The sequence below is a fragment of the Geomonas oryzisoli genome, from assembly GCF_018986915.1.
Taxonomy (GTDB): domain Bacteria; phylum Desulfobacterota; class Desulfuromonadia; order Geobacterales; family Geobacteraceae; genus Geomonas; species Geomonas oryzisoli.
In genome coordinates this window covers 4,288,160-4,314,042 of record NZ_CP076723.1, presented here as the reverse complement: position 1 = coordinate 4,314,042, position 25,883 = coordinate 4,288,160, and the positions used below count along the sequence as shown (strand labels likewise).

The window sequence follows — 25,883 nt, the reverse complement described above, 5'->3', positions numbered from 1 at the left end:
GGGACTTTTACTTTTCGTGTGAAGGAGAAGTTTGATGAGAGTCAGGCGCACTAACTGCAAATCCGTTACCAGCATGGCAATCCTGCTGCTGTCCCTGGCCGTCCCGGCATGGTCGCTTGCCGGCGGCCCGGGCTACGGCACGGCGCAGCACCCGGACCAATCGGTTCAGTCCACGGCATCGGCCCAGTTGTCGGAAGAGATCCTGAAGAGAAGCACGGCGTTCTTCGCGGCTCCCCCGTTCATGACGGCCGAGAACGTGTATGACGAGATCGTGAAAGGCGGAGAACCGGGCTACTTCGTGGTGAGCCTCCAGTCCCGCGCGGACTTCGCCAAGGGCCACGTGCCGGGCGCGGTGAACATCCCGTTTGACGAGATCACGCAAGCGAAGTCCCTAGAGATCCTGCCGCGCGACAAGAAGATCGTGCTGACCTGCGATGACGGGCATCGTTCCATGGTGGCTTCGCTGTTTTTCAACCAGCTCGGCTACACCGCCACCACGATGCCGCTGGGGCTCAGCCACTGGAACCGGGCGAGTTCCGCCGCGCCTTATACCGCTTCCCCGAAGTACCCGGTGACTGCGGAAAAGAAAGAAGCTGTAGCGGGGCAGGGACTTCCCGAGGTTGCCGGCACGGCTGCAGGGGGGAAAGAGCTGATCACGGAACGCACCCGGGCGGTGCTTACTTCCGGCAGGAACCTGTTCATGGACAGAAGCGAGCTGTACCGTGAGGCGGGCAAAGACGGGGGGAAGGGGGTGTTCGTGGTCAGCATACAGCGCCCCGAGGACTACGCCGCGGGGCACGTTCCCGGCGCGGTCAACATCCCCTTCAATCAGATCGCCAGCAAGGAGAGCCTCGCCAAGCTCCCCAAGGACCGAAAGATCGTCGTGGTCTGTTACATCGGTCACATGGCGGCGTCCGCTACTCTCATGCTGAACCAGCTGGGATACGAGGCCTACGATCTGCGCTTCGGGACGCTGGGATGGAACGACGATACGGACGGACTGGGAAAGATGAAGGGATTCATGCTCAGTATGACCGGAGACAAGAACTATCCTGTTGAAGGGATGAAAGAGAAGTAACGGCAAGGCACCCCGTCCAGCGGGGTGCCTTCTTTTTTCGCGGTCACCGTTGGGGGAGGTCGCTCCCCTCCGCCTCTTGCAGCGCCTTTTTGCGCTGCTGCTCGTCGCAGTAGGCCGTGATGCAGCTGACGCCGGAAACGACGATGAGCAGGTACAGCCCCCACGCGGCCCGGTCCCCGAACTGGACCAGGAAGAGGACCTATGGCGGTGGCAATGCCGGCAGCGATGATCCTCAGCTGGTGCTGCTCGAACCAGGAAAGGACGGCGTAACCCGCGGACGCTGTCAGCAGAAGGTAACTGATCCCGCCGATATGCGAGCCGGTCTGGTAGAGGTCGAGCCCCATGAAGCCGAAGTTGGCCAGCGGCATGAACCAGAGGATCACGCCGGCCAGACCGAGTACGACTCCTTTGGTCTTGTGGTCCATTTCTCCTCCTTACTCTGAACGGGTCGTCTTCAGCTCTGGGTGTCCTCTACCGATCTCTTGGTCGCGTCCCAATCGGAGACCGACGCGAGCCAACCGGCCACGGAGACGATGTTGAGGCCGTACAAGCCCCAGGCGGCGAAGTTCCATGCCTCGGAAAGCAATAGCAGGCCGATGGCAGTCGATATGGTGGCCGAGATGACCCGCAGCTTGTGCAGTTCGAAGAAGGAGCAGAGCGTGTAGGCGAGAGAGCAGATCACCAATATGTAACTGACGTTCCCGATCTGCCTCCCCGCCACGTACACGTTGAAGCCCACCTTTACCAGCGGCATGAACCACAACACCATTCCCGCGACGCCCAGAGCAACCCCTATCGCCTTGCCTTTCATGCAGTTTCCCTCCCTTGGCAGCGGCATTTCCGCAACGGATAGCGTCGATGTTTTGCCGGCGAGGCTACCTCTGTAGCTTCGGTGCTGAAAAGACCCGCGTCATCTGCGACCAAATGAAAGTATCTTAATGGTGTGGTTTGTCAATGCGGGAAGCGAGTGGAACGGCAGGAGCGGCAGCTGAAACGCTGAATCAGCGCGGAGGGGAGAATGATAAAAGGGCACCGGCCTGGTAGCGGGTGCCCTTTTATCAGAAGCGGGATCAGTAAGCGGGGCGATGCCTCGCCACACGGCGGTACTGCGGACGGTAGACCCGGCCGTCGTAGTGGCGCCGGTCGCTCACGTAGCGCCGGTACTCGACGTCGCGGTAGTGCCGTATGTTGACCATCTCGTAACGCACGAACACCTGCGGGTAGGCCCTGCGCGGGACGTAGCTCCAGGGACCGTTGTAGTAGGCGCTGCGGTACCAGTTGCCGCCGTAGAAGTAGTAGTATGCGTCGCCGCTATAAACAAGGTCATAGGGTACGCCGACGGCGACATAGGCGTTCAGTTGCGGCGAGTAAACGAATTCGGGCGGCTCGGCTTCGTACTCCTCGGGAGCTGGTACCATGACCTCTTCGGGCGGCGGAGGCGGCGGAGGCGCCATAACCGGCGGAGCGGCCACCGGCGGCGGGGGAGGCACCACCACCCGGGCGGGAGGCGGTGCGACCGGCCGTGAAGCGACGGTCGCGGTCGAGGGAATCTGGTTGTTGTAGGTGTACATGCACTGGACGTAGGCGTTGTCGTACCGGTGCTGCGCCTGTGCTCCGTAGACCTGGGCCGAACCGGAACCTGCCGCGGCGCCGAACAGAAGGCCGGTCGCGGCACCGATGGCGGCGCCGGCACCCGTGTGCCCCGAGGCGGAACCGAGCACGGCTCCGACGCCGGTGCCGACGGCGGTTCCCACCACGGCGCTGGTGGCCATATTCTTGTCATAGGTTTCCTGCACGGGCGATCCGATCTGGGAATTCGCCCACTGCCTGCAGGTCGCATCCTCCTTCATGAAGGTCTCGAAGGACTTCCCCTTGGTAGGCAGGACCTTGACACTCGGGCCGGTGGGGACAGTCACGCACCCTCCCAGGGCCAGAAGCACAAATAACGATGTAATCCGTCTTTTCATTGATACCCCCTTCTGTGTTGCACTATCTGTAGGCCGGTGCCGGCCTCAGCCAGGCGGATTCCTCATTGCACGGCCTCACCGTATCGATGAAATAGGGAAGCATTGTGGCAGAAATGAGGAAATTACGTCGGACACGAACCGGCTCAAGCAGTATTTTCCTGTGCCTGACACGGCCCCCGTGCCGATCTGACGCGGCGCACCACCATCGGTACCAGGAGCATGAGCGCCAGGATGATCCACATGGTCGTGTCCGGGTCCTTCACGTACTTGTTCAGGCGCAAGGTGGAGAATGCGATGACGCCGAAATAGAGCATGTCTCCGGCTATGGCAAAGGCCCAGCCGGCCAGGAAGCCGTGTCCGGCGGCGAGCGCCGAGGCTCGTCCGGTCATGGGATCGACGCCGAAGGCGATCATGACCAGTGCGATCGGTCCGGTGGCCGTCCCCTGGAACCGGGCGACGTTGCGCGCATTGGCAGCCCGCATGGCGGCACTCACCCGGCGCAGGAACGGGATTTTGCCGCAGATCCAGGCGATGACCCGAAGTATCGGCTCGAAGGCGATGGCCAGGATGACATCGGAGACGAGGTAGAGGAGTGTGGTGATGGGCCAGGTCAAACCTTGGCCCTTGGCGAGCAGAACACCGGCGGGGATGCCGCCGCCGACGGGGATCAGGAAAAGCTTCAGCACCGACTGCATGGCAGAAGCGGAAGGAAGCCAGTCGAGGAAAAGCTTGAACAGGTGGGGGATGGTTTCTGTCATCAGGTCGGGCACACGCTCTTGTTTCGGGTTGGGGCAGTGCGCCGGAAACGGCGGCAAACCCGTGAGCATCGTACCTTAAAGGGGAAGCGATCCGCAACAGCTTTCAGGGCTAAGGTGAGAGCCCTCCGGACAAGGTCAGGGTGACCTCGCCCACTTTCATGGTGGTGGTGATCCTCACCGGGACCCTGCGATCGTCGTCGGTGAACCAGAAGGTGGCGTTGCCGACCTTGGCGACCTCTCCCTTGTGCCTCAACCGGGACGTAACCATGACGGTTTTGAATTTTCCCAGTGGCGTCTTTATCTCCTGCCGCTGCACCACCCGGACCTCGGTGTTCCACAGGCGCTGGGTGTCGTAGATGTCGAAGGAGATGGACTGCCCCGGGGTCAACTCGCTGCTGCGGATGAAGTAGATGCTGGAGAGGCTGTCGTAGGTGCTGGGGGTGATGGCGTCGGTCTTTTCGATCTTTTTCAGGAGGTCGAGGCTGTTGGCCTTGAGCGTGGTGAAGTTGAAGGTCGCCTCCCGCGCGGCCCGGTAGCTCCCCTCCCGCTTGTGCTCCTGGTAATAGGCAGGCTTGCCGGCGCGGGTGATAACGGATTCGGTCCGGTCATCGATCTTGAAGAAGGCGGCCACGACGCCGGTCGAGCGGATGGTGTTGGTGAGGCGAAGCTCCTCCCCTTGCCGAGTGACCTCGAGAACTGCCAAGCCGGCCTTGATCCCCGACCAGGTCACCTCGTACACCAGGCGCTCCGGGACGGGAAAGCCCGCGGCCGGTGCGGCGATGAGAACAAGGGCGAGGAGGGCGCCCATCAGTGGACGGATGTTTGCCATCCGTAGAGGGTACAGCGATATTGGAATTTTTTAACCTGACAAGCGGGAAAATTACGCTGCCGCCTCACGGAGTTGCCGGCTGGTGCGCGACAACTGGCGGTACCAGTCGCAGGTTTCCGCCTTGACGCCGCATTGAAGGCATGGATTGCCGCTGGTGCGGAACCACAGGTAGACAAACTGGTGGGAGTTACTGACCGCTTCGCAACTACTGCCGATGTAGTCGCTCATGGTTATTCTCATAGATCACCTCCTTGATGGCAATAAGAGTACAGTGTTGCGCTGTCATTGCATCATTTCGGTGAAAAAAATCTTTTGTTGAGAGAAAATTCTGCCAGGAGCACCAAGGAAGCAGAAAGAGCGGTTCTTTTGTCACAGATCGTTCCGGCGCCGGACGCCGAAATAGAAAACGGCGGGAGCCGCGGGGGCGTCCTGCCGTTTTTCAACCAATGGTGACAGTGGGGGGCTACAGATCCCAGTTGTCGATCTTCATGGTTCCCTTCTTGGCCAGGTTCACCTGCATCTTGAAGACGCGGTCCAGAAGCTGCGGTTCGTGACCGGCCTTGCGGCCCAGGCAATCGTGGGCTGCGCGCTCGAAGTAGTCGGCGAGCAGCGGCTTGTAGTCGGGGTGCGCGCACTTCTGGATGATGAGCTTGGCGCGGCTCTTGGGATCGAGCCCGCGCAGGTCGGCGAGACCCTGCTCGGTGACCAGGACGTCGAGGTCATGCTCGGTGTGGTCCACGTGCGGCACGTGCGGCACGACGCAGGTGATGCCGGTCGGGTCGGTCTTGGTGGGGCGCGCGGACGGCGTGTGCATGATGGAGAGGTAGGCGTTTCTCAAGAAGTCGCCGGAGCCGCCGATGCCGTTGATCATCCTGGTGCCGCCGACCAGGGTGGAGTTGGCGTGGGCGTAGATGTCGAACTCCACCGGGGTGTTCATGGCGATGCACCCCAGGCGGCGGATCGGCTCGGGGTGGTTGGCGATGGAGAGCGGACGCATCATCACCTTGTTGCTGTACTTGTCCCAGTTGCCGTAGAAACGCTTGAAGCCGTCCACGGAGAAGGAGAGCGAGACGGTGGAGGCGAAGTCGAGCTTGCCGGAGTCGAAGAAGTCGAGCATGGTGTCCTGCAGGACCTCGGTCCAGACCTTGAGGCCGGTGAAGGGGCCGTTGGCCAGGCCGCCGATGACGGCGTTGGCGATGGAGCCGACGCCCGACTGCAGCGGCAGGAGGTTCTTCGGGAGCCGTCCGGCCTTCACCTCGGCGGAGAAGAAGTCGATGATGTGCGCCGCGATGGCTTCCGAGGTGTCGTCCTGCTCGCTGAAGGCGCGGCCGTTATCCGGCTTGTCGGATTCGACGATGGCGACGATCTTGTCGTTGTCGACGCGGACGTAGGGGGAACCGGCGCGGTCGTCGACGCGGCAGATGAGGTACGGCAGACGGTTGGGCGGTGCGATCGGTTCGACGATGTCGTGCAGACCCTCGAAGTTGGGAATGGAGGTGTTGATCTCGATGATGATCTTGTCGGCGATCTGGACGATCTCGGGAACGGCGCCGCAGGAGGCGGTGAGGACGAGGTCGCCGTTTTCGGTGATGGCGGAGCACTCGATGATGGCGAGGTCGAGGCGGCCGCCGTTGTCCTTGGTGTAGAAGCCGTAGCCCAGGTCCTGGGCGAACATGGAGAGGTGCTTGTCACCCATGCGGATGCGCCCGTCGTTGATGCCGGCCTGGATGTTCTTGCCGGTCTGGTAGGGCCAGCGGCGATCGATCATGTCCAGAGACGCCCAGCGGTCCTCGGTCTCGACGCCGACGGAGGCGCCGATGAAGAGGTTGAACCTCAGCTTTCCCTGCAGCTGGTTCTTCTCGACGTGGTCGGCGAGGGCGATCGGTACCGCTTTCGGATAGCCGGCGGGGGTGAAGCCTGACCAACCGAGGTTCATGCCGTTTTTGAACAGCGGAATGACCTGGTCGACGGTGGTGATCCGGGAGTGAAGGCTGGACTTTCTGATCCTGTTGTGCAGTTCGGACATTAATCTGGATCCTCCTGAAATGATTTCATTCCGCTGTCATGGCGGAAAAGCGGGTATCGAAGCTACGCGCGACGATGTCGTAATTCGAACGATCGTTCGAATACAACATAACAGTACGTCGTTTTATTTGCAATAGAATTGGTATTTCGCGAGGAATTTTGCTAATGTCTTGCCCGGTCGGCATCACGCGGGTGGGGTTTGGTCGATGGAAAAGACGGATTGCAACAGGAAGCTATTGGAGGTGGCCACGCAGCTCTTCTCCGAGCGGGGGCTGCACGGGGTCAGCATCAGGGAGTTGTCGCAGGCGGCGGGGACCAGCATCTCGATGATCTCCTACCACTTCGGGAGCAAGGAAGGGCTCTATTCGGCGGTGCTGCAGCAGCAGTTCGCCTGTTTCGCCGAGATCCATGCCATCAGGCAACGGGTGAGCGATCCCGTCGAGATGGTGGAGAGTTATCTGCGCTGGACCTTCCGCAGGCACCGGGACAACCCGTACCTGCTCCGGTTCTACACCAGCGAGCTGACCAACCCGACGGCGTTTTTCAGCACGCTGGTCATGCCGGTCATCGACGAGGTGATCGTAATCATGGCGCAGGCCATCGAGGAGGGGAAACGGCAGCAGAAGTTCCGGGAGGATGTGGACCCGACCAACGCGGCGCTGGCGCTGGCGGGGATGGTGAATTACTTCTTCTTGAGCAGCCTGGCCACCGAGAACCTGATCAGCCACTCGCCGGAGCGCGACGAGGAACTGGTGCAGCAATACCTGAAGATCTTCACCAGCGGGGTGGGTGCCAGCTGAGGGGAGGGGACTGCCTTATCCTTCGAGAATGGCACGAACCTTTAGGATGACTTCTTCGAGCACTTCCCTACTTGCCCTGCCGCCTTTCTCTGCTCGCCGTACTTGCCAGTCCAATGATTTCACCTGGTCGGCCAATATGACGCCCCGGACAGTGGTAACCCCAGCAACTGCCACCTCGAACGGGTAGCCCTTTACCTGTGAGGTGATCGGGCAGCAGAGCATGAGGCTGGTTTTCTTATTATAGTTGCGCGGCGACAGCACGAACGCTGGGCGCCGGCCGGCATGCTCGTGCCCCGCCTGAGGATCGAAATCAAGCCATACCACCTCTCCTCTGTCGGGAACGTAACCCATCGCTGTCATAGCAATTCCCTGCCGACAGGTTTTCCGCTACTTACCTCCGAATGCAGATTTTCCTCGTTGATTCCATCAAGGAGGGCGTCCAGCGAAAGACCCTTGTTAACGATCGGCTTGATGACTATGTATCCCTCCTGCCTGGTGATTTCTACCGGGGAATCCGCTTCGATACCACACTCTGCCGCTATTGACTTCGGCAAACGCACTGCCAGGCTGTTGCCCCACTTTTGCGCTTTCGCTACCATGTAGCTCTCCTTTCTTCTGACTCCCACTAAGAGCGAGTGTAGCAAGGTATCTACAATGTATCAATAGGTCAGGAAAGATTACTGTTTTGCAGGAAGCTTGTGGCAGTCGACGGTGCAGCGGTCGCAGCCGCCGGGGCAGGGTTCGAGGTGCACCAGGATGTGGCTGTAGGGGAGACGACGCTCGATCTCGGCGGTGATCTCGTGGCTTAGTGTATGGGCGGCTTCCACGGTCATCTGGCGCGGGACCACGAGGTGCATGTCGACGTAGCGGATGTGCCCGGACTTGCGGGTGCGCAGCTTGTGGTACTCGATCAGGTGATCGCGGTACTGCTCCAGCACGTCGTGGATCACCGCCTCTTCCTCTTCCGGCAGTTTCACGTCCAGTATGTGGAAAAAGGCGCTCCTCGTCAGGTCCCAGGCGGCCTTGATGATCATGAGCGCGACCACGATGGCGACGATCGGGTCGAGTATCGGGATCCCGGTGATCTTTATGGCAACGAGACCGCCCAGGACACCGGCGGAGGTGTAGACGTCGGTGCGCAGGTGCAGGGCGTCGGCTTCCAGCGCGACCGAGTCGGTAGCGGCGGCGACGTTCAACAGGTGCCGGGAGACCAGGTAGTTGGCGAGCGCCGAGACGGCCATGACCGCCGCACCCAGCCCGAGCCCCTCGATTTCCACCACACCGGTGCGAAGCTTTTGCACGGCCTCCCATATGATGTAGAAGGCGGCGCCGAAGATAAGGACGGCCTCGATGGTGCCGGCGACGTTCTCGATCTTGCCGTGCCCGTAGTGGTGGTCTTCGTCCGCGGGCTTGCCGGACTCGCGCACCGAATACCAGGCGATGCCGGCGGCCACGAGATCGACGCCGGAGTGCACCGCCTCGGACAGCACCGACACCGAGCCGGTGATCATGCCGACGGTCAGCTTGGCAACGACCAGCGTCGCATTCGATGCCACCGAAACCCTGGCCGCTCGCCTTTTCAAGACGTCGTGTTCCGCTGAAACCATGTTCCCCTTTCCCCATCGGTGATAGTGCCCCGCGGCACTAAAAAAGGCCCCGGAATTCCGTGGCCTTTTTGCTTAGCGCTGGTACCGCTACCGGTACGACGATTCTATACAACTCTGCCAGTCACATGTCAACGTTTGTCGAGGATCTCTCTGGCCCGCTCGATCTGGTTTGGGAACAGGTCCTCGGGCACGGCTTCCTTGCCGGCTGCCTTGCGCACGGTGTAGCGCGCACACGCCTCGAAGTTGTCGGTGCAGTACATCATCTTGAAGACGTTGCTGGTGGAAGGCATGTTGGCCATCTGGTCATTGAAGAAGATACATCCGGACAGAAGCTCGCAATCAGGCATCACTCTCCTCCTATCTAGTTTGGCAGTCTGCAGTCGACGCGGGTCGTGCCTATGATCGACCGCACATTAAAGTCACACAACGTGTGCGGGAATATATACCCTTGCCGCAGTCACTGCAATAGGATTTTTCTTAGGTAGGGGGCGGCTCAGGAGTATTTCGGCACGCGGCGGGCGCTGATCAGGCTGGCGAGGGTGACGGAGCCCAGAATCAGCGCTCCCCCTGCCAGGGTGTTGGCGGTAGGCGCTTCACCGAGGACCAGGAAGACCCACACCGGGTTGAAGACCGGCTCGATGACGGCGAGGAGGTTGGCGGTGATCGCCGAGATGCGTTTTATGCCGTAGGAAAAGAAGAAGGCGGCCAGGCCGATCTGCACCACGCCGAGGATGAGGATGCTGCCGACGGACTTGGCGGTGAAGACGGGCATGGGGAGGAAGAGGGCGATGGAGAGGGCGACCAGCGCGGCCACGGCGTGGGAAGCCATGAACGACTGCAGCGGGTCTCCCTCCTTTTGCATCCGGGTGAAGATGAACATGAGCGAGAAGGTGAAGGCCGAGGTGAGGGCCATAAGGTTGCCGACGAGCTGCCCCGGAGAGAGACGGTCCAGAAACAGCACCACCATGCCGACCAGGGTCATGAAAAGGGCGAGCACCTGTTCGCGGTACAGGTGCTCCTTCAGAAAGATCACGCTGAAAACGGCGGTGAACACGGGGGCCAGGTACTGGAGCAGGATCGCGTTGGCAGCGGTGGTGGTCTTATTGGCGGCGACGAAGAGGAGCATGGTGGCCGCGTTGGCGAGGGCGGCGCCGAGAAGCGCGCCGGACCACTTGAGACGCACGGTGCCCACCAGGGCGAACAGGAACAGGAAGGCGATCAGGCTCCTCAGTCCGGCGATGAGAAAAGGATTCCAGTCCAGGATCTTGATGAACAGTCCGGCGAGGCTCCACAAAAAGCCGCAGACGACCATGGCGAGGGCGCCGGAGAGGGCAGGTGAAAATCTGGTTTCCATGACGCGACAGGGTAAGGTACGGCTCGGGGGATGTCAAAGGGTAAATGGGGTTGGTGGCTGAGGCGAGGCGGCGGCTGAGGCGCACAGGCAAAAGCAAATCCCCCCTGACCCCCCTTCGCAAAGGGGGGTCAGGGGGGGCTCGGATGACGCTGCGGTGGGGACGTTACTGGGGGGGAGAGAACTGATGGGTGGGCTGGGAATACTGGGAGTGATGGGAGTGATGGGAGTGATGGGAGTGATGGGAGTGATGGGAGTGATGGGAGTGGATGCTGGAGTGGATGCTGGAGTGATAGATGGAGTGATAGATGGAGTGAGTGGTAGGAGTGGTAGGAGTGGTAGGAGTGGTAGGAGTGGTAGGAGTGGGCTGCGGGGCTCGGGGGGGAGCGGGGGCTCCCCCTCTGTGGAACTGCCTCGTACGTTACTTGGCGGGTTCCTTCTGTCTTTGAATGATGGCACTCTTGTCACCGTAGACCACGGTACAGTCGGTGCTGAAGGGGAAATACCAGGTGCCGGTTTGGCCGATGAGTTCGACGTTGTTTATGCCACCCTTTCTGGCTGCAGTCAGTATCGAGCCGTCGCCGAAGAGGGGGATGACATAGAAGATGTTGAAGGTACAGGCCTCTCCTCGTTTCATCTGATTCAGATCGAGGAACTTGATGTTTTCGACTCCGACCGGTGTGTTGTCTGCGTAACGCAGAGTTTTTGCGAGGTCGTGGGTAGGAAGACAGCCGCACAGACCAGCCAGTACCAGTACTACCGCCCCCAGCCTTTTCATAGCGCCTCCTTTTCCAACTTTTTATGAGTGACCATGCATATTAAATAGTACTTCGCAGTCACTTTGTGACAATGATTATAATCCTTCAATGTACTGTGGGCTGACAAAGCCGGCAGCGCGATTTCCATTGGTTGCCGGGAGCAAAGCGGCTACAATCGCTGCCGGGCCGGGCGGCGCGATGCCGACGGCTCCGTGGAGGCGGCAGATGCATGAAACAGTAACGATGCCGGCAGTAGCTGGTTTCCGGCACATCATCCTGGATTACTACCGTGCCCACGGGCGGCGCCTTCCCTGGCGCGAGACCCGCGACCCCTACGCCATCCTCGTCTCCGAGATCATGCTGCAGCAGACCCAGGTGGAGCGGGTGCGCGAAAAGTACCTCCAGTTCCTGGCCGTGTTTCCTAACTGGCGGGAACTGGCCGAGGCGGAACTGTCCCGGGTGCTGGAGCTGTGGCAGGGGCTTGGGTACAACAGGCGCGCGGTTTCGCTTCAGTCGTGCGCCCGTGCCGTCTGCGAACACTTCGCGGGGACACTCCCGCACGAGGTGGCGCAACTCGAGTCGCTGCCGGGCATCGGCCCGTACACCGCCCGCGCCGTCGCCACCTTCGCCTTCGATACGGCCACTCCCTTCATCGAAACCAACATCCGTTCCGTTTTCATCCACCATTTTTTTGCCGATGCCGAGGCGGTGCGCGACGCGGACATCCTCCCCCTGGTGGAGCTCACCCTGGACCGGGATAACCCTCGTGACTGGTACTATGCACTGATGGATTACGGGGCCATGCTCAAGCGCAGCGGGGTCAATCCAAGCCGCAAGAGTGCGCATCACGTACGCCAATCGCCCTTTAGAGGCTCCAACCGGGAACAGCGCAGTTTGATCCTGAGGGCGATCCTGGCCGAGCCGGGGATCCCGCTGGGGCGGCTGGAGGAACAGATCCCCCTTGTGGGTAAACTGCTGGCGCGCAACCTCGAGCAGCTCGAGCGGGAGGGTTTCATCCGGCAGGAACGTGACAGATTTTGGGTCCGCTGACACAGCATCATTTGATACGGCGCCTGGCGTGACGGTTGCAAAAGAAACCCGCCAAGGTAGACTAGTTTCTTCCGCGAATGCTCCTGAATGCTTCGACTGTTACGATAACTCCCATTGTGTAGGTGCTGCTACAGTTATACTTCCGCGTAGTGTCAGTCCCATCCGGGCTATGAGTTGGTAGTGACCGTGTACTGAAGGAGGGAAGTGTGGGCGAAGCCAGGACAAAGAACCTGAAGGTCGTACTGGCGCTTCTGCTCCCATTTTTGGCCTGCGCGGTACAGTGGCTTCTCTGGAATTTTCTGCAGCCTTTCGCCTATTTTCTCTTCTATCCAACCGTTTTTCTGAGCTCCCGGCTGGCAGGCAGGCGTGCAGGTGTCGCGGCTACCGTGATCTCGGCACTCCTCGCCGTCTACCTTTTCATCCCGCCGCATTCCTCGTTCCGGCTCGAGAGTAGCCAACTGCTGTCCGTACTGATCTTCGTGGTCGTCGGGATCTTGTTCGCATTCTCCGAGCAGCGCCTGCGGCAGGCACGCGGCCGCGAAACCGATGCACGCAGGGAGGCGCACAGTTCCGGGGTGCAACTGCACGAGGCGCAGGCCAAGCTCCTGGAAATGGAGCGGACACTGGCAGAGGAACGGCTGCAGGAAAAAGAGGAACTGTTCCGCATCATGTTCATGGAGTCGAGCGTCGGTAAGGCTCAACTGGACCCGGATACCGGCCGGTTCCTCAAGGTGAACACCTCTTTTTGCCGCATGACAGGTTATCGGGAGGCCGACCTGCTTGAGATGGATCTGGTGGGGGTGACCCACCCGGATGACCGGGCCGCCTGCCGCGACGCCCTCGGAAGCCTCTCTGTAAACGGGCTCACCGCGGTACAGGCGGAACTGAGCCTGCTGAGGGGGGACGGCGCGTCGGTGTATTGTCAGGCAACCCTCAACCTCCTGCACGGACGGGGGGCGCAGGGTGATTCGATACTGGCGATGCTCCAGGACGTTTCCGGCCGCCGCAGGGCGGAAGAGGCCCTGCTCAGGTCGGAAGAGAAATTTTCCCGCGCCTTTTCCGGGAACCCGGCGGCCATCGTCATGTCCCGCTTTGAGGACGGCGCGATCCTGGAGGTGAACGAGACCTGGGAGACCCTGACCGGCTATGACTGGGCAGAGGTGGTGGGCAAGCCGGGGCGTCACATGTGGCCCGACCCGAAAGCGGTACAGCGCTTTTTGGCGCAACTGCGCGAGACCGGAACGGTCAGGGGGTGGGAGCAGGAGTTTTACCGCAAAGACGGCAAAATATTCGTTGCCCAGCTCTCCTCGCAGCTCCTTCCCGTCGCAGGGGAGCAGGTCGTTCTCTCGACGCTGGTCGATATTACGCGGCTCAAGCAGGCGGAGGCGGCGCTCAGGGACAGCGAAAGCCGGTTCAGAGCCATCTTCGATCACGCCCCGGTGGCGATTGGCATCGGCCCCGTCGACGACGGGCGGCTCATAGATGTGAATCCCGCCTGGCTACGGCTTTTCGGGTTCCAGCGGGAGGAGGTGATCGGCCGGTCCACGATGGATCTCGGCATCTACCTGAACACGGAGGCGCGGGACCGGATTCTCGCGTCGCTGCGGCAGGGACAGAGCTCCCACCAGGAACTGCAACTCAGGCGCAAATCGGGGGAGGTGATCGATGTTCTCTATGCGGCTGACGTGCTGGAGCTCAACGGCGTAGCCTGCTTGCTGGTCCTTCTAAGCGACGTGACGGTGCAGAAACAAGCGGAGCGGGCCCTGCAAAAGAGCAGGCACGATTACCAGCACCTGTTTCAGAACATGCTGGAGGGGTTCGCGTCCTGCCGTATGGTCTGGGATGCGGCGGGCCTCCCCGAGGATTTCGTCTTCCTGAACGTGAACAGCGCGATGCTTGCTCTGACCGGCCTGGAACAGCTGGCGGGGATACGGGCCTCCCAGGTGATCCCCGGGGTGCGCACCTCCTGCGCCGAGTTGCTCAATGCCTGTGCCAGAGTGGCCCGGGCGGGGCAGTCGGAGCACCTGGAGAGCTTCATCGCCCCGCTGGAGCAGTGGTATGCAGTTTCGCTCTACAGCGTCGAATCGGGCTACTTCGTCGCCCTGTGCAGCAACATTACCGCACGAAAGCGCGAGGAGACGCGCCGCAACGCGACGGTCGAGCTGTTGCGCATCTGCAACGAGGCCCGGAACCTGAACGAGCTCATGTCGCGTACGGCGCTGTTTTTCCGCGAGCTGACCGGGTGCCAGGCCGTCGGCATCCGTCTGTGCGCGGGCGACGACTATCCCTACTACCAGACCGTGGGGCTGCCGGAGGACTTTCTCGGGGCAGAAGACGCGCTATGGTACCGCGACGACCAGGGGCGCCGGGCGCTGCGCTGCCTGTGCGGCGACGTCATCAGCGGGCTTTTGGGGGCCAGCGACGGGAGCACGCCGCACGGCAGCTACTGGACATCGAGCGGGATAGCTGTGCCGCCGGGGAGACCGGGAGGCCGCTGCCACGCGGAAGCGTTCCAGTCGTTTGCCCTGCTCCCTTTTCGCGCCAATGGCAAGATCATCGGCCTGTTTCAGTTCAGCGACCGGACGGCGGGGCTCATGTCCGCAGAAAAGGTCGCGTTGTACGAGGACCTGATCGACTACATCGCCATCTCCTTCTCCAAGCTCAAGGCGGACGAGGCGCTGCTCGAGGCGAGCCAGTACAACGAACAGGTGATAGCGGGCGCCCAGGAGGGGATCATCGTCTACGACCAGGAACTGCGCTGCCAGGTCTGGAACCCCTACATGGAGCAGTTTACCGGGATCCTGGCTCAAGAGATCCTGGGGCGGCATCCCCAGGAGTTCATCCCGGCCCTGGTGGAGAGCGGCATCGTGGAGCTGCTGGCCAAGGCACTAAAGGGGGAGGAGTCGCGGCCGGTCGACATGCGCTTCAGCGTTGAAAAGACCGGGCGCTCCGGCTGGGTGACGGACACCCGCGCCCCCCTGCGCGACGCACAGGGGGAGATCATTGGCGTGATCGCAACCGTGCGCGACATCACGGCAGAGCACCGCCTGGAAGAGCAGCTTCGGCAGGCGCAGAAGATGGAGGCGGTGGGGCTGCTGGCAGGCGGCGTGGCGCACGATTTCAATAACGTGCTGCAGGTGATCATGGGATACTGTTCGCTCCTTGCCGCCGACCCGAAGCTCGACGACCAGCAAAAAGGAGAGGTGGAGCAGATCCTGGTTTCGGCTGAGCGGGCGGCCCAGCTCACCAAGGGGCTGTTGGCCTTCAGCCGCAAGCAGGTCATGGAGCCCAGGCGGGTCAACCTGTGCGACATCGTGCAGCACGTGCAGAAGTTCCTGGTGCGCATCATCGGGGAGGACATCACGCTAAAGGTGGTGCACTGCCCGAAGACGGAACTGCCGGTGATCGCCGACAGCGGGCACATCGAGCAGGTGCTGATCAACCTGGCCACCAACGCCCGGGACGCCATGTCCAGCGGCGGCGAGCTCACCGTCGAGGCGGAGGTGGTGGAGGTGGAGGAACCGACCGAAACGCAGTTCGGACACCGGGAGCCGGGCAGCTACGCCTGCGTCATCATGACCGATACCGGCAGCGGCATGGACGAGGCGACGCGCAACAGGATCTTCGAGCCCTTCTTCACCACCAAGGAGGTGGGCAAGGGGACCGGCCTTGGGATGGCCATCGTCTACGGCATCGTCAAGCAGCACGGCGGTTTCATCAACGTCTACAGCGAGCCGGGCCGGGGCACGACCTTCCGGATCTACCTGCCGCTGGCAAAGGAAGGGACCACCGAGCCGACCGGGCAGGCGGAGCTCCCGCCGCCGCGAGGCGGTACGGAAACCCTGCTGCTGGCCGAGGACGACGTGGAGGTGCGCAAGTTGCTGGTCACCGTCCTCACCAGGTTCGGCTACCGGGTCATAGAGGCAGCGGACGGCCAGCAGGCGGTGGAGCTCTTCGCTGTGCATCGCGACAACATCGCCCTCGTGGTGATGGACCTGATCATGCCCAGGAAGAACGGCATGGAGGCGGGGGGGGAGATCGTGCAGCTCAAACCGGGCACCAGGATCCTGTATTCCAGCGGGTATACCTCAGACTTCATGGAGCGGCGCGGCATTCTGGAACAGGGGATCCAGCTGATCACCAAGCCGGTGCAGCCGGTACAGCTTTTGAGAAAGGTGCGCGAGATGCTGGACGCCTGAGGGGGGAATGCCGCGCCCCCGGTGGAAAAGGCCTATTGAGAAAAGGGATACGGGGTTCTATAGTTAGCTGATCTGGTGCCGCCCCGGCGGGCGCAGCAGCAACGACTGTTTGGCAGGAGGTACCGCATGACTAGGACATCGTTTGGCATAGCTCTCCTTGGCATCCTTTCCCTGGCGCAGGTGGCGGCGGCGGCTCCCGGAGATCCCGCCCCGGTTTACGGCGTCGGTGCGGAGCGGGCCATCCCCGGACGCTACATCGTCGTCTTCCGGCCCGGCAGCCCCGGACACGAGGTGAGTACCGCGGTGCAGGCGGCAGGCCGGCTGGGAGGTAAGGTGCACTACCTCTACACCGACGCGCTGCAGGGATTCGCGGCGACGCTCCCCGACCAGGCCCTGCAGGGGCTGCGCCACAACCCCAACGTCGAGTACATCGAACAGGACCAGACGGTTTCCATCGGCATCGAGACCGCCCAGCCGGTTTCGACCTGGAACCTCGACCGCATCGATCAGCACAACCTTCCCCTGGACGGCTTCTTCAACTACGTCAACAGCGGCGTCGGCGTGACCGCCTACGTCATAGACACCGGCATCCGCATCACCCACAACGAGTTCGGCGGCCGCGCGTCGATAGGGTACGACGCCCTGGGCGGCGACGGCAAGGACTGCAACGGACACGGCACCCACGTCTCGGGCACCATCGGCGGCGCACAGTACGGCGTGGCCAAGAACGTGACGCTGGTCGGCGTGCGGGTGCTCGATTGCTCCGGTTCCGGTACCGTCTCCGGCGTCGTCTCCGGCGTGGACTGGGTCACCGGACACAAGGCGCTGCCGGCGGTAGCGAACATGAGCCTTGGGGGGGGCGCTTCCCCCTCCCTGGACAGTGCCGTCAGCAACTCGATCACCAGCGGGGTGACCTACGCGATAGCGGCCGGCAACAGCAAGCAGGACGCCTGCCGCTATTCGCCCGCCCGCGTGCCCGCGGCCCTCACCGTCGGCGCCACCACCTCCAGCGACGCCCGTGCCTCCTACTCCAACTACGGCGCCTGCCTCGACCTCTTCGCCCCCGGCTCCAACGTCACCTCCTCGTGGTACAGCAGCGACTCGGCGACCGCCACCCTGAGCGGGACCTCGATGGCCACCCCCAACGTGACCGGCGTCGCCGCGCAGTACCTGCAGAAATACCCGACCGCCGCGCCGGCAGATGTCGCAACCGCTCTTAAGGGTGGGGCGACCGCGGGGGTGGTGGGGAACCCCGGCAAGAAGTCGCCGAACCTGCTTTTGTTCACCAACTACTGATGGCGCCTGCCATAGCTTGAAGCAGCACGGGCCGGCCGCGACAGCAATCGCGGCCGGCCTTTTTGTTGCCGGCTGCAGATAGGTTGACAGGGCAAGATAGAAGGTTGTATGGTGCAACTATATGAACGAGCTGACCGACTACAAATTGGACAAGTCGCTGGGGCACTTGGCCTCCCGTTTCTCCCGGATCGTCATCCGGCGCTTCAACGCGGTGCTGCAGCAAAACGAGATGCCGATCACCTCGGAGCAGTACTCGCTGCTGGTGCAGCTTTGGGACTGCAACGGCCTGGCCCAGGGGGCGCTGGCGGAGAAGACCGCGAAGGACAAGACCACCATGGCACGCCTGGCGGCAGGACTCGAGGAGCGCGGGCTGATCGCGAGGCTCCCAAGCCCCAGCGATGCCCGGGAACGGCTCCTGTACCTGACCGACCGCGGCAAGGAGCTGATGGACCAGGCCACCGCTTTGGCCCGCGGCATCCTGGAAGAGGCACAAAAGGGGATCGATGCGGCGGAGCTGGAGATCTGCCGCGATGTCCTGCGCCGCGCCTGCAGCAACCTGCAGTAGCTTTTTTTGCCGCGATAGTTGTACTGAGCAACTTTTCTGGCAAGCGAGGTTTCACCCATGGTTTTCGCCAAGACCGCAGCAACGATCCACCCGACCGAGATGACCCGGCGCCAGCTGGCCGTCTTCGTCCTCATCCTGGGCGCCTTGACCGCGTTCAGCGCCATGTCCATCGACATGTATCTCCCCGCTTTCCCGCAGATGGCGCGGGATCTCAAGGTGCCGCTCAGCACGGTGCAGCTCTCGGTGTCGGCCTTTTTGTTCGGGTCGGCGGCGGGACAGCTCTTCTACGGGCCGTTGGCGGACCGCTGGGGGCGGCGCCGGCCGCTGCTCGTGGGACTGTCGCTCTACGTCGCCTCGACCATCGGCTGTGCCATGGTGCACACCGGCAGCGGCTTGTTGATGTGGCGGGTGGTGATGGCGCTGGGCGGGGGCGCGGGCATGGTGATTTCCCGCGCGGTGGTGCGCGACCTTTACGACACCGCGGAAGCGGCCCGGATGTTTTCCCTGCTCATGCTGGTCATGGGGCTTGCGCCGATTCTCGCGCCGGTAGCGGGGGGGCAGCTGCTATTGTTATGCGGCTGGAGGGGGATCTTCGTCTTTCTCGGCGTCTTCGGCCTCGCCTCGCTCCTGGCGGCGGCGGTCGCGCTGCCCGAGTCGCTCCCGGTGGAGCGGCGCATCCGGCGCAGCGCTTCGGACATGGCCAAGGTGTACTGGCACCTTATGAAGAATCGTCACTACCTGCGCTACGCCGTGGCCTTGGGGTGCGTGGCCGGGGTCAACTTCTCCTACATCTCGGGGGCCCCCTTCGTCTTCATCGAACTGCACGGGCTTTCGCCCCAGTTCTTCGGCGTCTTCTTCGGCGTCAACGCCTGCGGCCTGATCGGTGCCTCGCAGATGAACCGGCGCCTGTTGCGCCGCTTCTCGCCGGGGGCAATCGCCCGCAGCGCCTTCATGGTGGCCGGTACGGCGGGAATCCTGCTCATCGCCGTCACGGCGACCGGCTTCGGGGGCTTTCCGCTGCAGATGCTCTTCATCTTCGTCTGCCTCTGCATGACCGGGCTCCTCTATCCCAACATCACCGCGCTGGCGCTGGCCCCCTTCGACAAGGCGGCGGGGAGCGCCTCGGCGCTGCTGGGGACCATCCAGTATCTTTTGGGAGCTTCGGGTGGGGCGCTGGTGGGAGCCTTCCACAACGGGACGGCGCTCCCCATGACCGGTACCATGGCGCTGTGCGGCACGCTCGGCTTTGTCGCGGTGCTGGGGGCGGGACGGGGCAAGGGGCAGCCCTGACCAGGTGCGAACCCGGCGGGATCGCGCCCTGCGGGGGGCGAAGCCGGGCTACGTGGTCTTGAACTCTTCCGTCGGGCAGCAGTAGTAGTCCCTGCTGCACCAGATCATGACCTTGGTGCCGGGGCTGGGCGGGGTGTCGCTGTCGATGGCGAACTGGTGGTTGTCGCACAGGACCGTGCCGTCCTGGCGCACCTCGGCGAGGTAACGGCCGTAGAACAGCGGGGTGAGCGCCGGGGGGAAGATTTCGCGTAACTCGATGAGACGGTAGATGTGCATCTAAGACTCCAGTTGATCCTGCTCTGCTGTACCCGTATCGGCATGCCTTCGATTTTATTAAATCCCCCCTGGCCCCCTTTTCGTAAAGTGCGGGACCTTGATAGAAAAAGGGCGCCCCGTTCACGGGACGCCCTTTTTCCATTCTTAGCTGCTGTTGCTACCTGAAGATAAGCTCGTCCACCCGTCCCGTTCTGCACACGGAGGCTGCCCCTTTCCAGAAGGCGGGGCGTTCCTCAGTGGGCGCCGTTTTGCTGGCTCTTGGCTACCAGGTAGTAGACGATCCCCAGGATGAGCAGGGTACCGGCCAGGAAGGCCTGGGTCTCCAGGGCGTCGTGGCGCAGGGTGGAGATGAGGATCTCCCGGATCAGGGCCACGATGATCACCCCGATGAAGATGAGGATGTTGAATTTGCCCCCCTTCAGCGTCTTGATCTCGTTGTCCATCAGTTCGATCATCATCCACAGTATCAAGAGGGAGCCGAGCGCGGAGAGGATCCCCTTCTCGAAGTCACCCCGGAAGATGTGGACCAGGTCCCAGAAAAACAGGGTGACCACCGAGAGGGAGACGCCGGTCAGGGCGATGACCAGGATCAGGTTGAGACCGTAGGTGAAACGCTCGGCGGCGTGGATCAGCTTGGACTCGATCTTGTGCGAGACGAACACCTTGCGCAGTTCCTCCTCCTGGTAGGAGGTGCTCATGATGTCCAGGTTGATGTCGAGGATCTTCTCCACCGCGATCCGGTACTTGCGGCGCACGGAGATGTCCGGGAAGTTCGCCTGCAGCATCTCGATCAGGAAGCGGCGCACCACGTTCATGGCGGCGTTGACGTAGTGGGCGCTCACCTTGATGCGGACGTGCGCCTGCCCGATGGACTGCAGGGTGAGCATGTACTCGTTGTCGTAGCGCCCGCAGAAGAGGGAGAGGAACCACTCGGTGTGGGTTCTCTTGAGCCGCGCCAGGTCCTTGGGGTCGCGCAGGAAGACGGCGGTCTCCGGAATCTTCAGAAGGTAGGTGTAAAACTCCTCGACCATCGCCTCGCTGCTGCTTTGCGCCAGGGGAAAAAGCTCCTTGAGCATTTCGGCGTCTGTATCTGAAAAGTAATAGTGATTCTTTATTTCCTGCATGGTAAGCATCAATTCTCTCCTGCAACAGCTCGGGCTGTTGTTTATGACAGTAGCCACTCCCGAGAAACGGGCGACAACCAATGCTAACACACGGTGATCCTTTTGCCATGAGCGTATACGCGGACGAAAAAAGGAAAAGAGAAAGGGAAAGGCAAAGAGAAAGGGAAAGGGAAAGGGAAAGGGAAAGGGGACAGGCACCTGCGGAGCCAGTCCCCAAGTCATCGATGCTGCCGGCGGAATCAAACCCGGCGGGTCATTCCTCCGCGGCAGAGGTGGAGCAGAGCAGCGAGAGAAGCCAGAAGGAGAGGGCCATGACGGCGTAGCCGGCGGCCAGGTGCCAGACGATGGGCTGCGGCGGGGCGAGGGGGGAGAACATGGCGCCCGAGGGGAGCGGGGAGTGGATGATGCCGCACAGCGACAGCGCGGAGCAGAAAAGGAGGTAGACGGCGGCCTTGCCGGGGCGGTGGTCCAGCACGTTGGCGAAGGCGGCGCCCCACAGAAGGGAAGTGACGATGAAGCCGTTACCGAGGATCACGGTGGCCTGCCAGGTGGCGCGAAGGTCACCGGCGAGGTCGGCGGAGCTCTTGCCCAGTCCGGCCAGCATCTGCCCGAACTCGATGGTGGTGAGGCAGGCGATCACCGGGATGAAGGAGATCGCCACCGCGCGGTAGTGCCGCTTGGGTGTTGCTTCGAAGGCCTGCGCGGTGATTTCGATGCCGATGAAGATCAGGATCGGCGCCACGGCAGCTTCCGGGAGCAGCCCCACGAAAAAGGAGAGGTAGCCGGAGACGGCTGCGAAGCCGATGAAGAGCGCGGTGGCGATGGTGTAGCCGGCGCGTCCCCCCATGTCCTTGTAGGCGGGATGGCCGATGTACGGGCAGGACTGCATGACGCCGCCGCACAGGCCGGCAGCCAGGGTGGCGAATCCCTCCACCAGGAGGATCTCCCGGGTGTCGTAGTCGTCGCCCGCCACCGCGGCGCTCTCGGTGACGTCGACCCCGCCCACCACCGTGGCCAGCGCGAAGGGGATGGCGAGCGGCAGGTAGGAGAGCGCCCTCGGTATTCCGGGGAGGAACTCGAGTGTGGGGAGGGGGAGGTAGAAGGCGGGCTGTGCTGCCTGGAGCAGAGGGTGCGCCCCGCCCGGAAGCAGACCCAGGCTTCCCATGAGGTAGTAGGCGACGGTCCCGCTCAGGATGCCAGCCAGGGCGCCGGGCATGCCAAGCGGGAGCCGGAAGCGGGCCAGCAGCGAGATGAAGACGATGCCAAGCGACAGAAAGCCGACCACCGGCGATGAGAAGAGCTTCAGGAAGGGAAGGTAGGCGATCAACAACAGCGCGACGGCGGCGATGCTGCCCAGAAGTCCCGCGCGGGGGATGTTCCTTCTCAGGGCGGGGCCGCAGAAGGAAACCGCGATCTTGAATACCCCCATGAGCACGATGGTCGCCATGCCGACCTGCCAGGTCAGGTGAGCGTCCCTGGTGGCCAGGAAACAGGGGCCGAGCACGCCGAAGGCCATGCCGAAGGTCGACGGGGTGTCGAGCCCGAGCGGCATCGCGGTGACGTCGCTGCGCCCGGTACGGCGGGCCAGGCGCCAGGCGAGCCACGAGTAGAGCAGGTCGCCGAAAAGAACGCCGACGGCGCTGCCGGGAAGCATCCGGGACAGGACCAGGTCGCGCGGCATCCCGAAGACGCCGGTGAGGATGCCGGCCATGATGACCAGGCCGGACAGGTTGTCCAGCATGAGTCCGAAGAAGGCGTTGACGTCGCCGGCACCGAAAAGCATCGCTTGTTTTCGTTTCATGGGGGGCATCTCCTCCAAGGCGCCAACGTTGCCATAGCACACGGTTCTTTGCAAGATCAATGTGCCGGGGAGTGGGGAGTGGCGACCCAGGTGGTGCGTCAATTACCCCAATACCTCCGGCGGGCGGCTCTAAACTCTTGGCCCGGGTTAATCTTGCGCAGGTGCCGTCGCCGCATACGGTCCTCTTTTGCTAATGATTACAGTAGTAAAAGTGCTGCAGGTTCTGTGGTTGCCCCTCTCGCCGCGCTGAAACGGGATCTTGGAACAGTTGTTGCTAATTTGTAGGTGCTCAGGATCATTTCAGAAACACCTAAGGACTATAGTCAACACGATTCCTGAAAAGGACAAGAAAATGGAAAAGCAAGAAATCAATAACGCGATCACTGAACATGCCATGTACAAGTTCAAGCTGAACGACCTGATCTGCAAGGGGCAGCTGGAAGACCACAAAGGCCCCTGCACCGAGACCGATTGTCAGTTCGGCAAATGGTTCTATGACAGTGCCGTTTCGTCCCGCCACCGTTCCTCCTACTTCTATAAGCAGGTCAAGCAGCTCCACGGCGAGTTCCACCAGATAGCGTGCAAGGTGGCCGGGCTGGCGGTCGAGGGGAACACGGACGAGGCCAGGAAGATGATGGACTACGACGGCGAGTTCCAGCAGGCTTCCAACAAGCTCATGGAAACGCTGATCAGATGGCGAGAGATGGTCTGACCAATTTTGTACGCTGTTTAATTAGATCAAAAAAAGGTGAACTGCGCCGAAAAACGTGCTAGTTTTACGCCGCTTTTGAAGCGGAAACGTTTGACAAGGTGAGTCGCGCCCGCAAGGGCGCAGCGGTTCGTCTCCTGCGCTGTATCCCCCTTTAGCAGAGCAACCACCCCCAGCCTGCGACTTTCCCCGAAAGAGTGCCCATGTCGACTAAATGGTACGGCCCCCGCTGCCCGTCACGGCAGCGTTGCGCCCGTTGCCGCGCCGTTGACGATTCCCCCTGTAGTGCGTTTTTCAGCTACCGCCAGGTAGTCAGCATGTACCACAAAGGAGAGCACCTTGAAGAAGAGATCGATCCGTAGCGCCCTGTCCACCGGCTTCAAAGCCCTGGCCCTCGCCGCCCTGCTGCTGGCGCCTTTCGCCGCCCAGGAGGCGCATGCCGGCATGACCCTCTGGAACGAGACCAACATCCAGACCCTGTGGGGCGGGCAGTTCAAGAACCCCTTCACCGGCACCAAGGGGACCCAGTCCACCATCACCATCGAGCACGCCAACGCCTGGAAGTACGGCGACAACTTCCTCTTCTTCGACGTGACCAACGCCGAGAAGGAGAACACCGGCATCTACGGCGAGCTCTCTCCGAGGCTCTCCCTCGGCAAGATCACCGGGCGCGACTTCTCCGCGCCGTTCGTGAAGGACGTCCTGGTCGCCGGCACCCTCGAGATGGGGCAGGGCTTCCGCAACTACCTGTACGGCGTCGGCCTGAGCCTCAACCTTCCCAAGTTCAACTTCGCCGACCTCAACGTCTACGTGCGCAACGACCCGAAGCAGGCCGGCAGCACCTACCAGGTGACCCCCTGCTGGCAGCTCCCCTTCACCGTGGGTAAGGCCAACATGATCTTCGAAGGCTTCACCGATATCGCCGGCAGCGAAGGGAACCTCGCGTTCAACATCGACGCGCAGCCCCGCCTGCTGCTGGACCTGGGCAAGTTCTGGGATGCCCCGAACAGCGTCTACGTCGGCACCGAGGTGATCTACTGGCACAACAAGTTCGGCGTCAAGGGCGTGAACGAGTTCGCGCCGCAGGCGATGCTGAAGTTTGTGATGTAGCGGGAAACAATGGACAATTGACAATGGATAATTGACAATTGACCGCTTCGGCGGTGCCGCGACCAGCGGCGCAGCCGGGTTTCAAAAGGAAATGGGAAGGGGCCGGGATATCGACGGCCCCTTTTTTCATGTCCTAGTTTCTCATTGGAAGCCTTGCCAACCCGGCCGGGGCACGCTAGAGTCTCCCTCATGCCCGAAAGCGTCCGCCAACACTACGAACTTTACCCCTACCCGGATTACCCCCTCTTCGCCTCGGTGCGGCGCCGCGACACCTACGCCAACAACCTGGACGCCCTCTGGGCACTGTTCAACGGGGAGCTTCCGCCCCCAGCCGCGCGGCGCATCCTGATCGCCGGCTGCGGCAGCTTCGCCCCCTATCCCTTTGCGCTCGCCAACCCCGACACCCCCGTCACCGCGCTGGATCTCTCCCGCAACAGCCTGAAGCGGGCGCGGCTGCACTGCCTGCTGCACGGCCTAACGGGGGTCGAGTTCCTGCCCGGTGACCTCTGCGATCCCAACTTGGCACCCGGCCCCTACGGCATGATAGATGCCTACGGCGTGCTGCATCACCTGGCGGAGCCGCTGGCCGGGCTGCGGGCGCTGGCGGCGCGACTTGCGCACGGGGGGATCGTGAGGGTCATGCTCTACAGCCGCTACACCCGGCTGGAGGAGGATTCCATCCGCCGTGCGCTGAGATTTTTGAAGGTGCGGGATCCGGAACAGGTGCGGAGGATGGTGGCCAGAAGCGGGAAGGATTCCAGGCTGAGGGGGTTCTTCGAGAGTTCCGACGAGGTGTCGAGCCGCTCCGGACTCGCCGACGCGCTGCTCCACCCCCAGGTGAAGAGCTACCGCATCGCGGAGATCCTGGATCTGGTCGCCGCCAGCGGCCTCGAACTGCTGCGTTTCGCCCACCGGGGGGCGCTGCCGGAGCCGGAGCGGGAGGTCGCCAGGATACGGGAGCTGGAGCGGGACAAGCGCGCACCGGGGAACTTCGTCTTCTACCTGGGGCGGGACGTGAAGGGCCCCTGCCGTGAACAGGACGGGGTGTACCGGCTCAATCCCTGCCTGGCCGCGGCGCTCGCTCCCTGGCGCCTGGCGCCGTTGCATCTTCCCGGGCGGCTCGGCCACGAAAATGCCGCCCTGGACGGCGCCGAGCGTCGCTTCCTGCGCCGCTTCCGCAAACCCGTCCCGGCGGCCGATCTCTCCCGCGCCGAACTGGTCAAGGCCGGCGATTACGCCGACCGGCTCTTCCTCATGCGCTGCCGCACCTGAGCGTCATTCCTGCCTGAG

At 62.3% G+C, this 25,883-nt stretch carries 27 protein-coding genes; 11 read left to right on the top strand and 16 right to left on the bottom strand.

Annotated elements, in window-relative coordinates; translation table 11 throughout:
• Nucleotides 1-34 precede the first annotated feature (34 nt).
• Nucleotides 35-1,078, top strand: coding sequence for a rhodanese-like domain-containing protein (locus KP004_RS18715; RefSeq protein ID WP_216799917.1), 1,044 nt, complete (start codon nucleotides 35-37; stop codon nucleotides 1,076-1,078).
• On the opposite strand, the gene KP004_RS18710 is transcribed toward KP004_RS18715, so the two are convergent.
• The 7 genes from KP004_RS18710 to scpC all read right to left on the bottom strand — a co-directional run bounded on the left by KP004_RS18710 (nucleotide 1,048) and on the right by scpC (nucleotide 6,658).
• Nucleotides 1,048-1,503: a hypothetical protein gene (locus KP004_RS18710; protein ID WP_216799916.1), complete on the bottom strand. Its 456-nt coding sequence runs from the start codon at nucleotides 1,501-1,503 to the stop codon at nucleotides 1,048-1,050. The genes KP004_RS18715 and KP004_RS18710 overlap by 31 nt on opposite strands.
• Nucleotides 1,504-1,532: 29 nt before the next feature.
• Nucleotides 1,533-1,889, bottom strand: coding sequence for a hypothetical protein (locus KP004_RS18705; protein ID WP_216799915.1), 357 nt, complete (start codon nucleotides 1,887-1,889; stop codon nucleotides 1,533-1,535).
• A gap of 259 nt (nucleotides 1,890-2,148) precedes the next feature.
• Nucleotides 2,149-3,045 carry a YMGG-like glycine zipper-containing protein gene (locus tag KP004_RS18700; RefSeq protein WP_216799914.1) on the bottom strand — a complete coding sequence of 299 codons (897 nt, stop codon included), beginning with the start codon at nucleotides 3,043-3,045 and terminating at the stop codon, nucleotides 2,149-2,151.
• A 143-nt stretch (nucleotides 3,046-3,188) separates the two neighbouring features.
• Nucleotides 3,189-3,803 (bottom strand): hypothetical protein, encoded by a 615-nt coding sequence (locus KP004_RS18695; RefSeq protein WP_216799913.1) that lies wholly within the window; start codon nucleotides 3,801-3,803, stop codon nucleotides 3,189-3,191.
• Nucleotides 3,804-3,912: 109 nt separating this feature from the next.
• Entirely contained in the window at nucleotides 3,913-4,632 is a 720-nt protein-coding gene (locus tag KP004_RS18690; RefSeq protein WP_216799912.1) for a DUF3108 domain-containing protein, read from the bottom strand.
• Between the two features lie 51 nt (nucleotides 4,633-4,683).
• Nucleotides 4,684-4,872 (bottom strand): hypothetical protein, encoded by a 189-nt coding sequence (locus tag KP004_RS18685; RefSeq protein WP_216799911.1) that lies wholly within the window; start codon nucleotides 4,870-4,872, stop codon nucleotides 4,684-4,686.
• Nucleotides 4,873-5,095: 223 nt separating this feature from the next.
• Nucleotides 5,096-6,658 carry a succinyl-CoA:acetate CoA-transferase ScpC gene (gene scpC / locus KP004_RS18680; RefSeq protein ID WP_216799910.1) on the bottom strand — a complete coding sequence of 521 codons (1,563 nt, stop codon included), beginning with the start codon at nucleotides 6,656-6,658 and terminating at the stop codon, nucleotides 5,096-5,098.
• A 205-nt stretch (nucleotides 6,659-6,863) separates the two neighbouring features.
• Here scpC and KP004_RS18675 point away from each other — a divergent pair, with 205 nt between their 5' ends.
• Nucleotides 6,864-7,457: a TetR/AcrR family transcriptional regulator gene (locus KP004_RS18675; protein WP_216799909.1), complete on the top strand. Its 594-nt coding sequence runs from the start codon at nucleotides 6,864-6,866 to the stop codon at nucleotides 7,455-7,457.
• A gap of 15 nt (nucleotides 7,458-7,472) precedes the next feature.
• Here KP004_RS18675 and mazF read toward each other — a convergent pair whose 3' ends face one another.
• The 6 genes from mazF to KP004_RS18645 form a co-directional block, all read right to left on the bottom strand.
• Complete coding sequence (gene mazF, locus KP004_RS18670) at nucleotides 7,473-7,817, bottom strand: endoribonuclease MazF (RefSeq protein ID WP_216799908.1); 345 nt, start codon at nucleotides 7,815-7,817, stop codon at nucleotides 7,473-7,475.
• Entirely contained in the window at nucleotides 7,814-8,056 is a 243-nt protein-coding gene (locus KP004_RS18665; protein WP_216799907.1) for an AbrB/MazE/SpoVT family DNA-binding domain-containing protein, read from the bottom strand. The genes mazF and KP004_RS18665 overlap by 4 nt, the downstream gene beginning before the upstream one ends.
• 78 nt (nucleotides 8,057-8,134) lie before the next feature.
• Nucleotides 8,135-9,064, bottom strand: coding sequence for a cation diffusion facilitator family transporter (locus tag KP004_RS18660; protein WP_216799906.1), 930 nt, complete (start codon nucleotides 9,062-9,064; stop codon nucleotides 8,135-8,137).
• A 128-nt stretch (nucleotides 9,065-9,192) separates the two neighbouring features.
• Entirely contained in the window at nucleotides 9,193-9,411 is a 219-nt protein-coding gene (locus KP004_RS18655) for a hypothetical protein (RefSeq protein WP_216799905.1), read from the bottom strand.
• 146 nt (nucleotides 9,412-9,557) lie between these two features.
• Nucleotides 9,558-10,418 (bottom strand): DMT family transporter, encoded by an 861-nt coding sequence (locus tag KP004_RS18650; protein ID WP_216799904.1) that lies wholly within the window; start codon nucleotides 10,416-10,418, stop codon nucleotides 9,558-9,560.
• Between the two features lie 418 nt (nucleotides 10,419-10,836).
• Nucleotides 10,837-11,193 carry a TRL domain-containing protein gene (locus tag KP004_RS18645; protein WP_199390309.1) on the bottom strand — a complete coding sequence of 119 codons (357 nt, stop codon included), beginning with the start codon at nucleotides 11,191-11,193 and terminating at the stop codon, nucleotides 10,837-10,839.
• Nucleotides 11,194-11,398: 205 nt separating this feature from the next.
• On the opposite strand from KP004_RS18645, the gene KP004_RS18640 reads away from it, so the two are divergent.
• The 5 genes from KP004_RS18640 to KP004_RS18620 all read left to right on the top strand — a co-directional run bounded on the left by KP004_RS18640 (nucleotide 11,399) and on the right by KP004_RS18620 (nucleotide 19,573).
• A complete protein-coding gene (locus tag KP004_RS18640) occupies nucleotides 11,399-12,223 on the top strand; it encodes an HhH-GPD family protein (protein WP_239026859.1) in 825 nt (274 codons plus the stop codon).
• 206 nt (nucleotides 12,224-12,429) lie between these two features.
• Nucleotides 12,430-16,422 carry a PAS domain S-box protein gene (locus KP004_RS18635; RefSeq protein WP_216799902.1) on the top strand — a complete coding sequence of 1,331 codons (3,993 nt, stop codon included), beginning with the start codon at nucleotides 12,430-12,432 and terminating at the stop codon, nucleotides 16,420-16,422.
• A 126-nt stretch (nucleotides 16,423-16,548) separates the two neighbouring features.
• The gene (locus KP004_RS18630) at nucleotides 16,549-17,718 is read left to right on the top strand and encodes a S8 family peptidase (protein WP_216799901.1); all 1,170 of its coding nucleotides are present in this window, start codon (nucleotides 16,549-16,551) and stop codon (nucleotides 17,716-17,718) included.
• Between the two features lie 121 nt (nucleotides 17,719-17,839).
• Nucleotides 17,840-18,283 carry a MarR family winged helix-turn-helix transcriptional regulator gene (locus tag KP004_RS18625; protein ID WP_216799900.1) on the top strand — a complete coding sequence of 148 codons (444 nt, stop codon included), beginning with the start codon at nucleotides 17,840-17,842 and terminating at the stop codon, nucleotides 18,281-18,283.
• 57 nt (nucleotides 18,284-18,340) lie between these two features.
• Entirely contained in the window at nucleotides 18,341-19,573 is a 1,233-nt protein-coding gene (locus KP004_RS18620) for a multidrug effflux MFS transporter (RefSeq protein ID WP_216799899.1), read from the top strand.
• 48 nt (nucleotides 19,574-19,621) lie between these two features.
• On the opposite strand, the gene KP004_RS18615 is transcribed toward KP004_RS18620, so the two are convergent.
• The 3 genes from KP004_RS18615 to KP004_RS18605 form a co-directional block, all read right to left on the bottom strand.
• A complete protein-coding gene (locus KP004_RS18615) occupies nucleotides 19,622-19,849 on the bottom strand; it encodes a hypothetical protein (protein ID WP_216799898.1) in 228 nt (75 codons plus the stop codon).
• 233 nt (nucleotides 19,850-20,082) lie between these two features.
• The gene (locus tag KP004_RS18610; RefSeq protein WP_216799897.1) at nucleotides 20,083-20,982 is read right to left on the bottom strand and encodes a protoglobin domain-containing protein; all 900 of its coding nucleotides are present in this window, start codon (nucleotides 20,980-20,982) and stop codon (nucleotides 20,083-20,085) included.
• Between the two features lie 244 nt (nucleotides 20,983-21,226).
• Nucleotides 21,227-22,774, bottom strand: coding sequence for a SulP family inorganic anion transporter (locus tag KP004_RS18605; protein WP_216799896.1), 1,548 nt, complete (start codon nucleotides 22,772-22,774; stop codon nucleotides 21,227-21,229).
• Nucleotides 22,775-23,126: 352 nt separating this feature from the next.
• On the opposite strand from KP004_RS18605, the gene KP004_RS18600 reads away from it, so the two are divergent.
• From KP004_RS18600 to KP004_RS18585, 4 genes are all read left to right on the top strand, one after another.
• The gene (locus KP004_RS18600) at nucleotides 23,127-23,486 is read left to right on the top strand and encodes a CZB domain-containing protein (protein WP_216799895.1); all 360 of its coding nucleotides are present in this window, start codon (nucleotides 23,127-23,129) and stop codon (nucleotides 23,484-23,486) included.
• Nucleotides 23,487-23,686: 200 nt separating this feature from the next.
• Complete coding sequence (locus KP004_RS18595) at nucleotides 23,687-23,845, top strand: hypothetical protein (RefSeq protein ID WP_216799894.1); 159 nt, start codon at nucleotides 23,687-23,689, stop codon at nucleotides 23,843-23,845.
• Nucleotides 23,823-24,593 (top strand): DUF5020 family protein, encoded by a 771-nt coding sequence (locus tag KP004_RS18590; protein WP_216799893.1) that lies wholly within the window; start codon nucleotides 23,823-23,825, stop codon nucleotides 24,591-24,593. Before KP004_RS18595 ends, KP004_RS18590 begins: the two co-directional genes overlap by 23 nt.
• 189 nt (nucleotides 24,594-24,782) lie before the next feature.
• Nucleotides 24,783-25,865, top strand: coding sequence for a class I SAM-dependent methyltransferase (locus KP004_RS18585; protein WP_216799892.1), 1,083 nt, complete (start codon nucleotides 24,783-24,785; stop codon nucleotides 25,863-25,865).
• The last annotated feature ends 18 nt before the right edge of the window (nucleotides 25,866-25,883 follow it).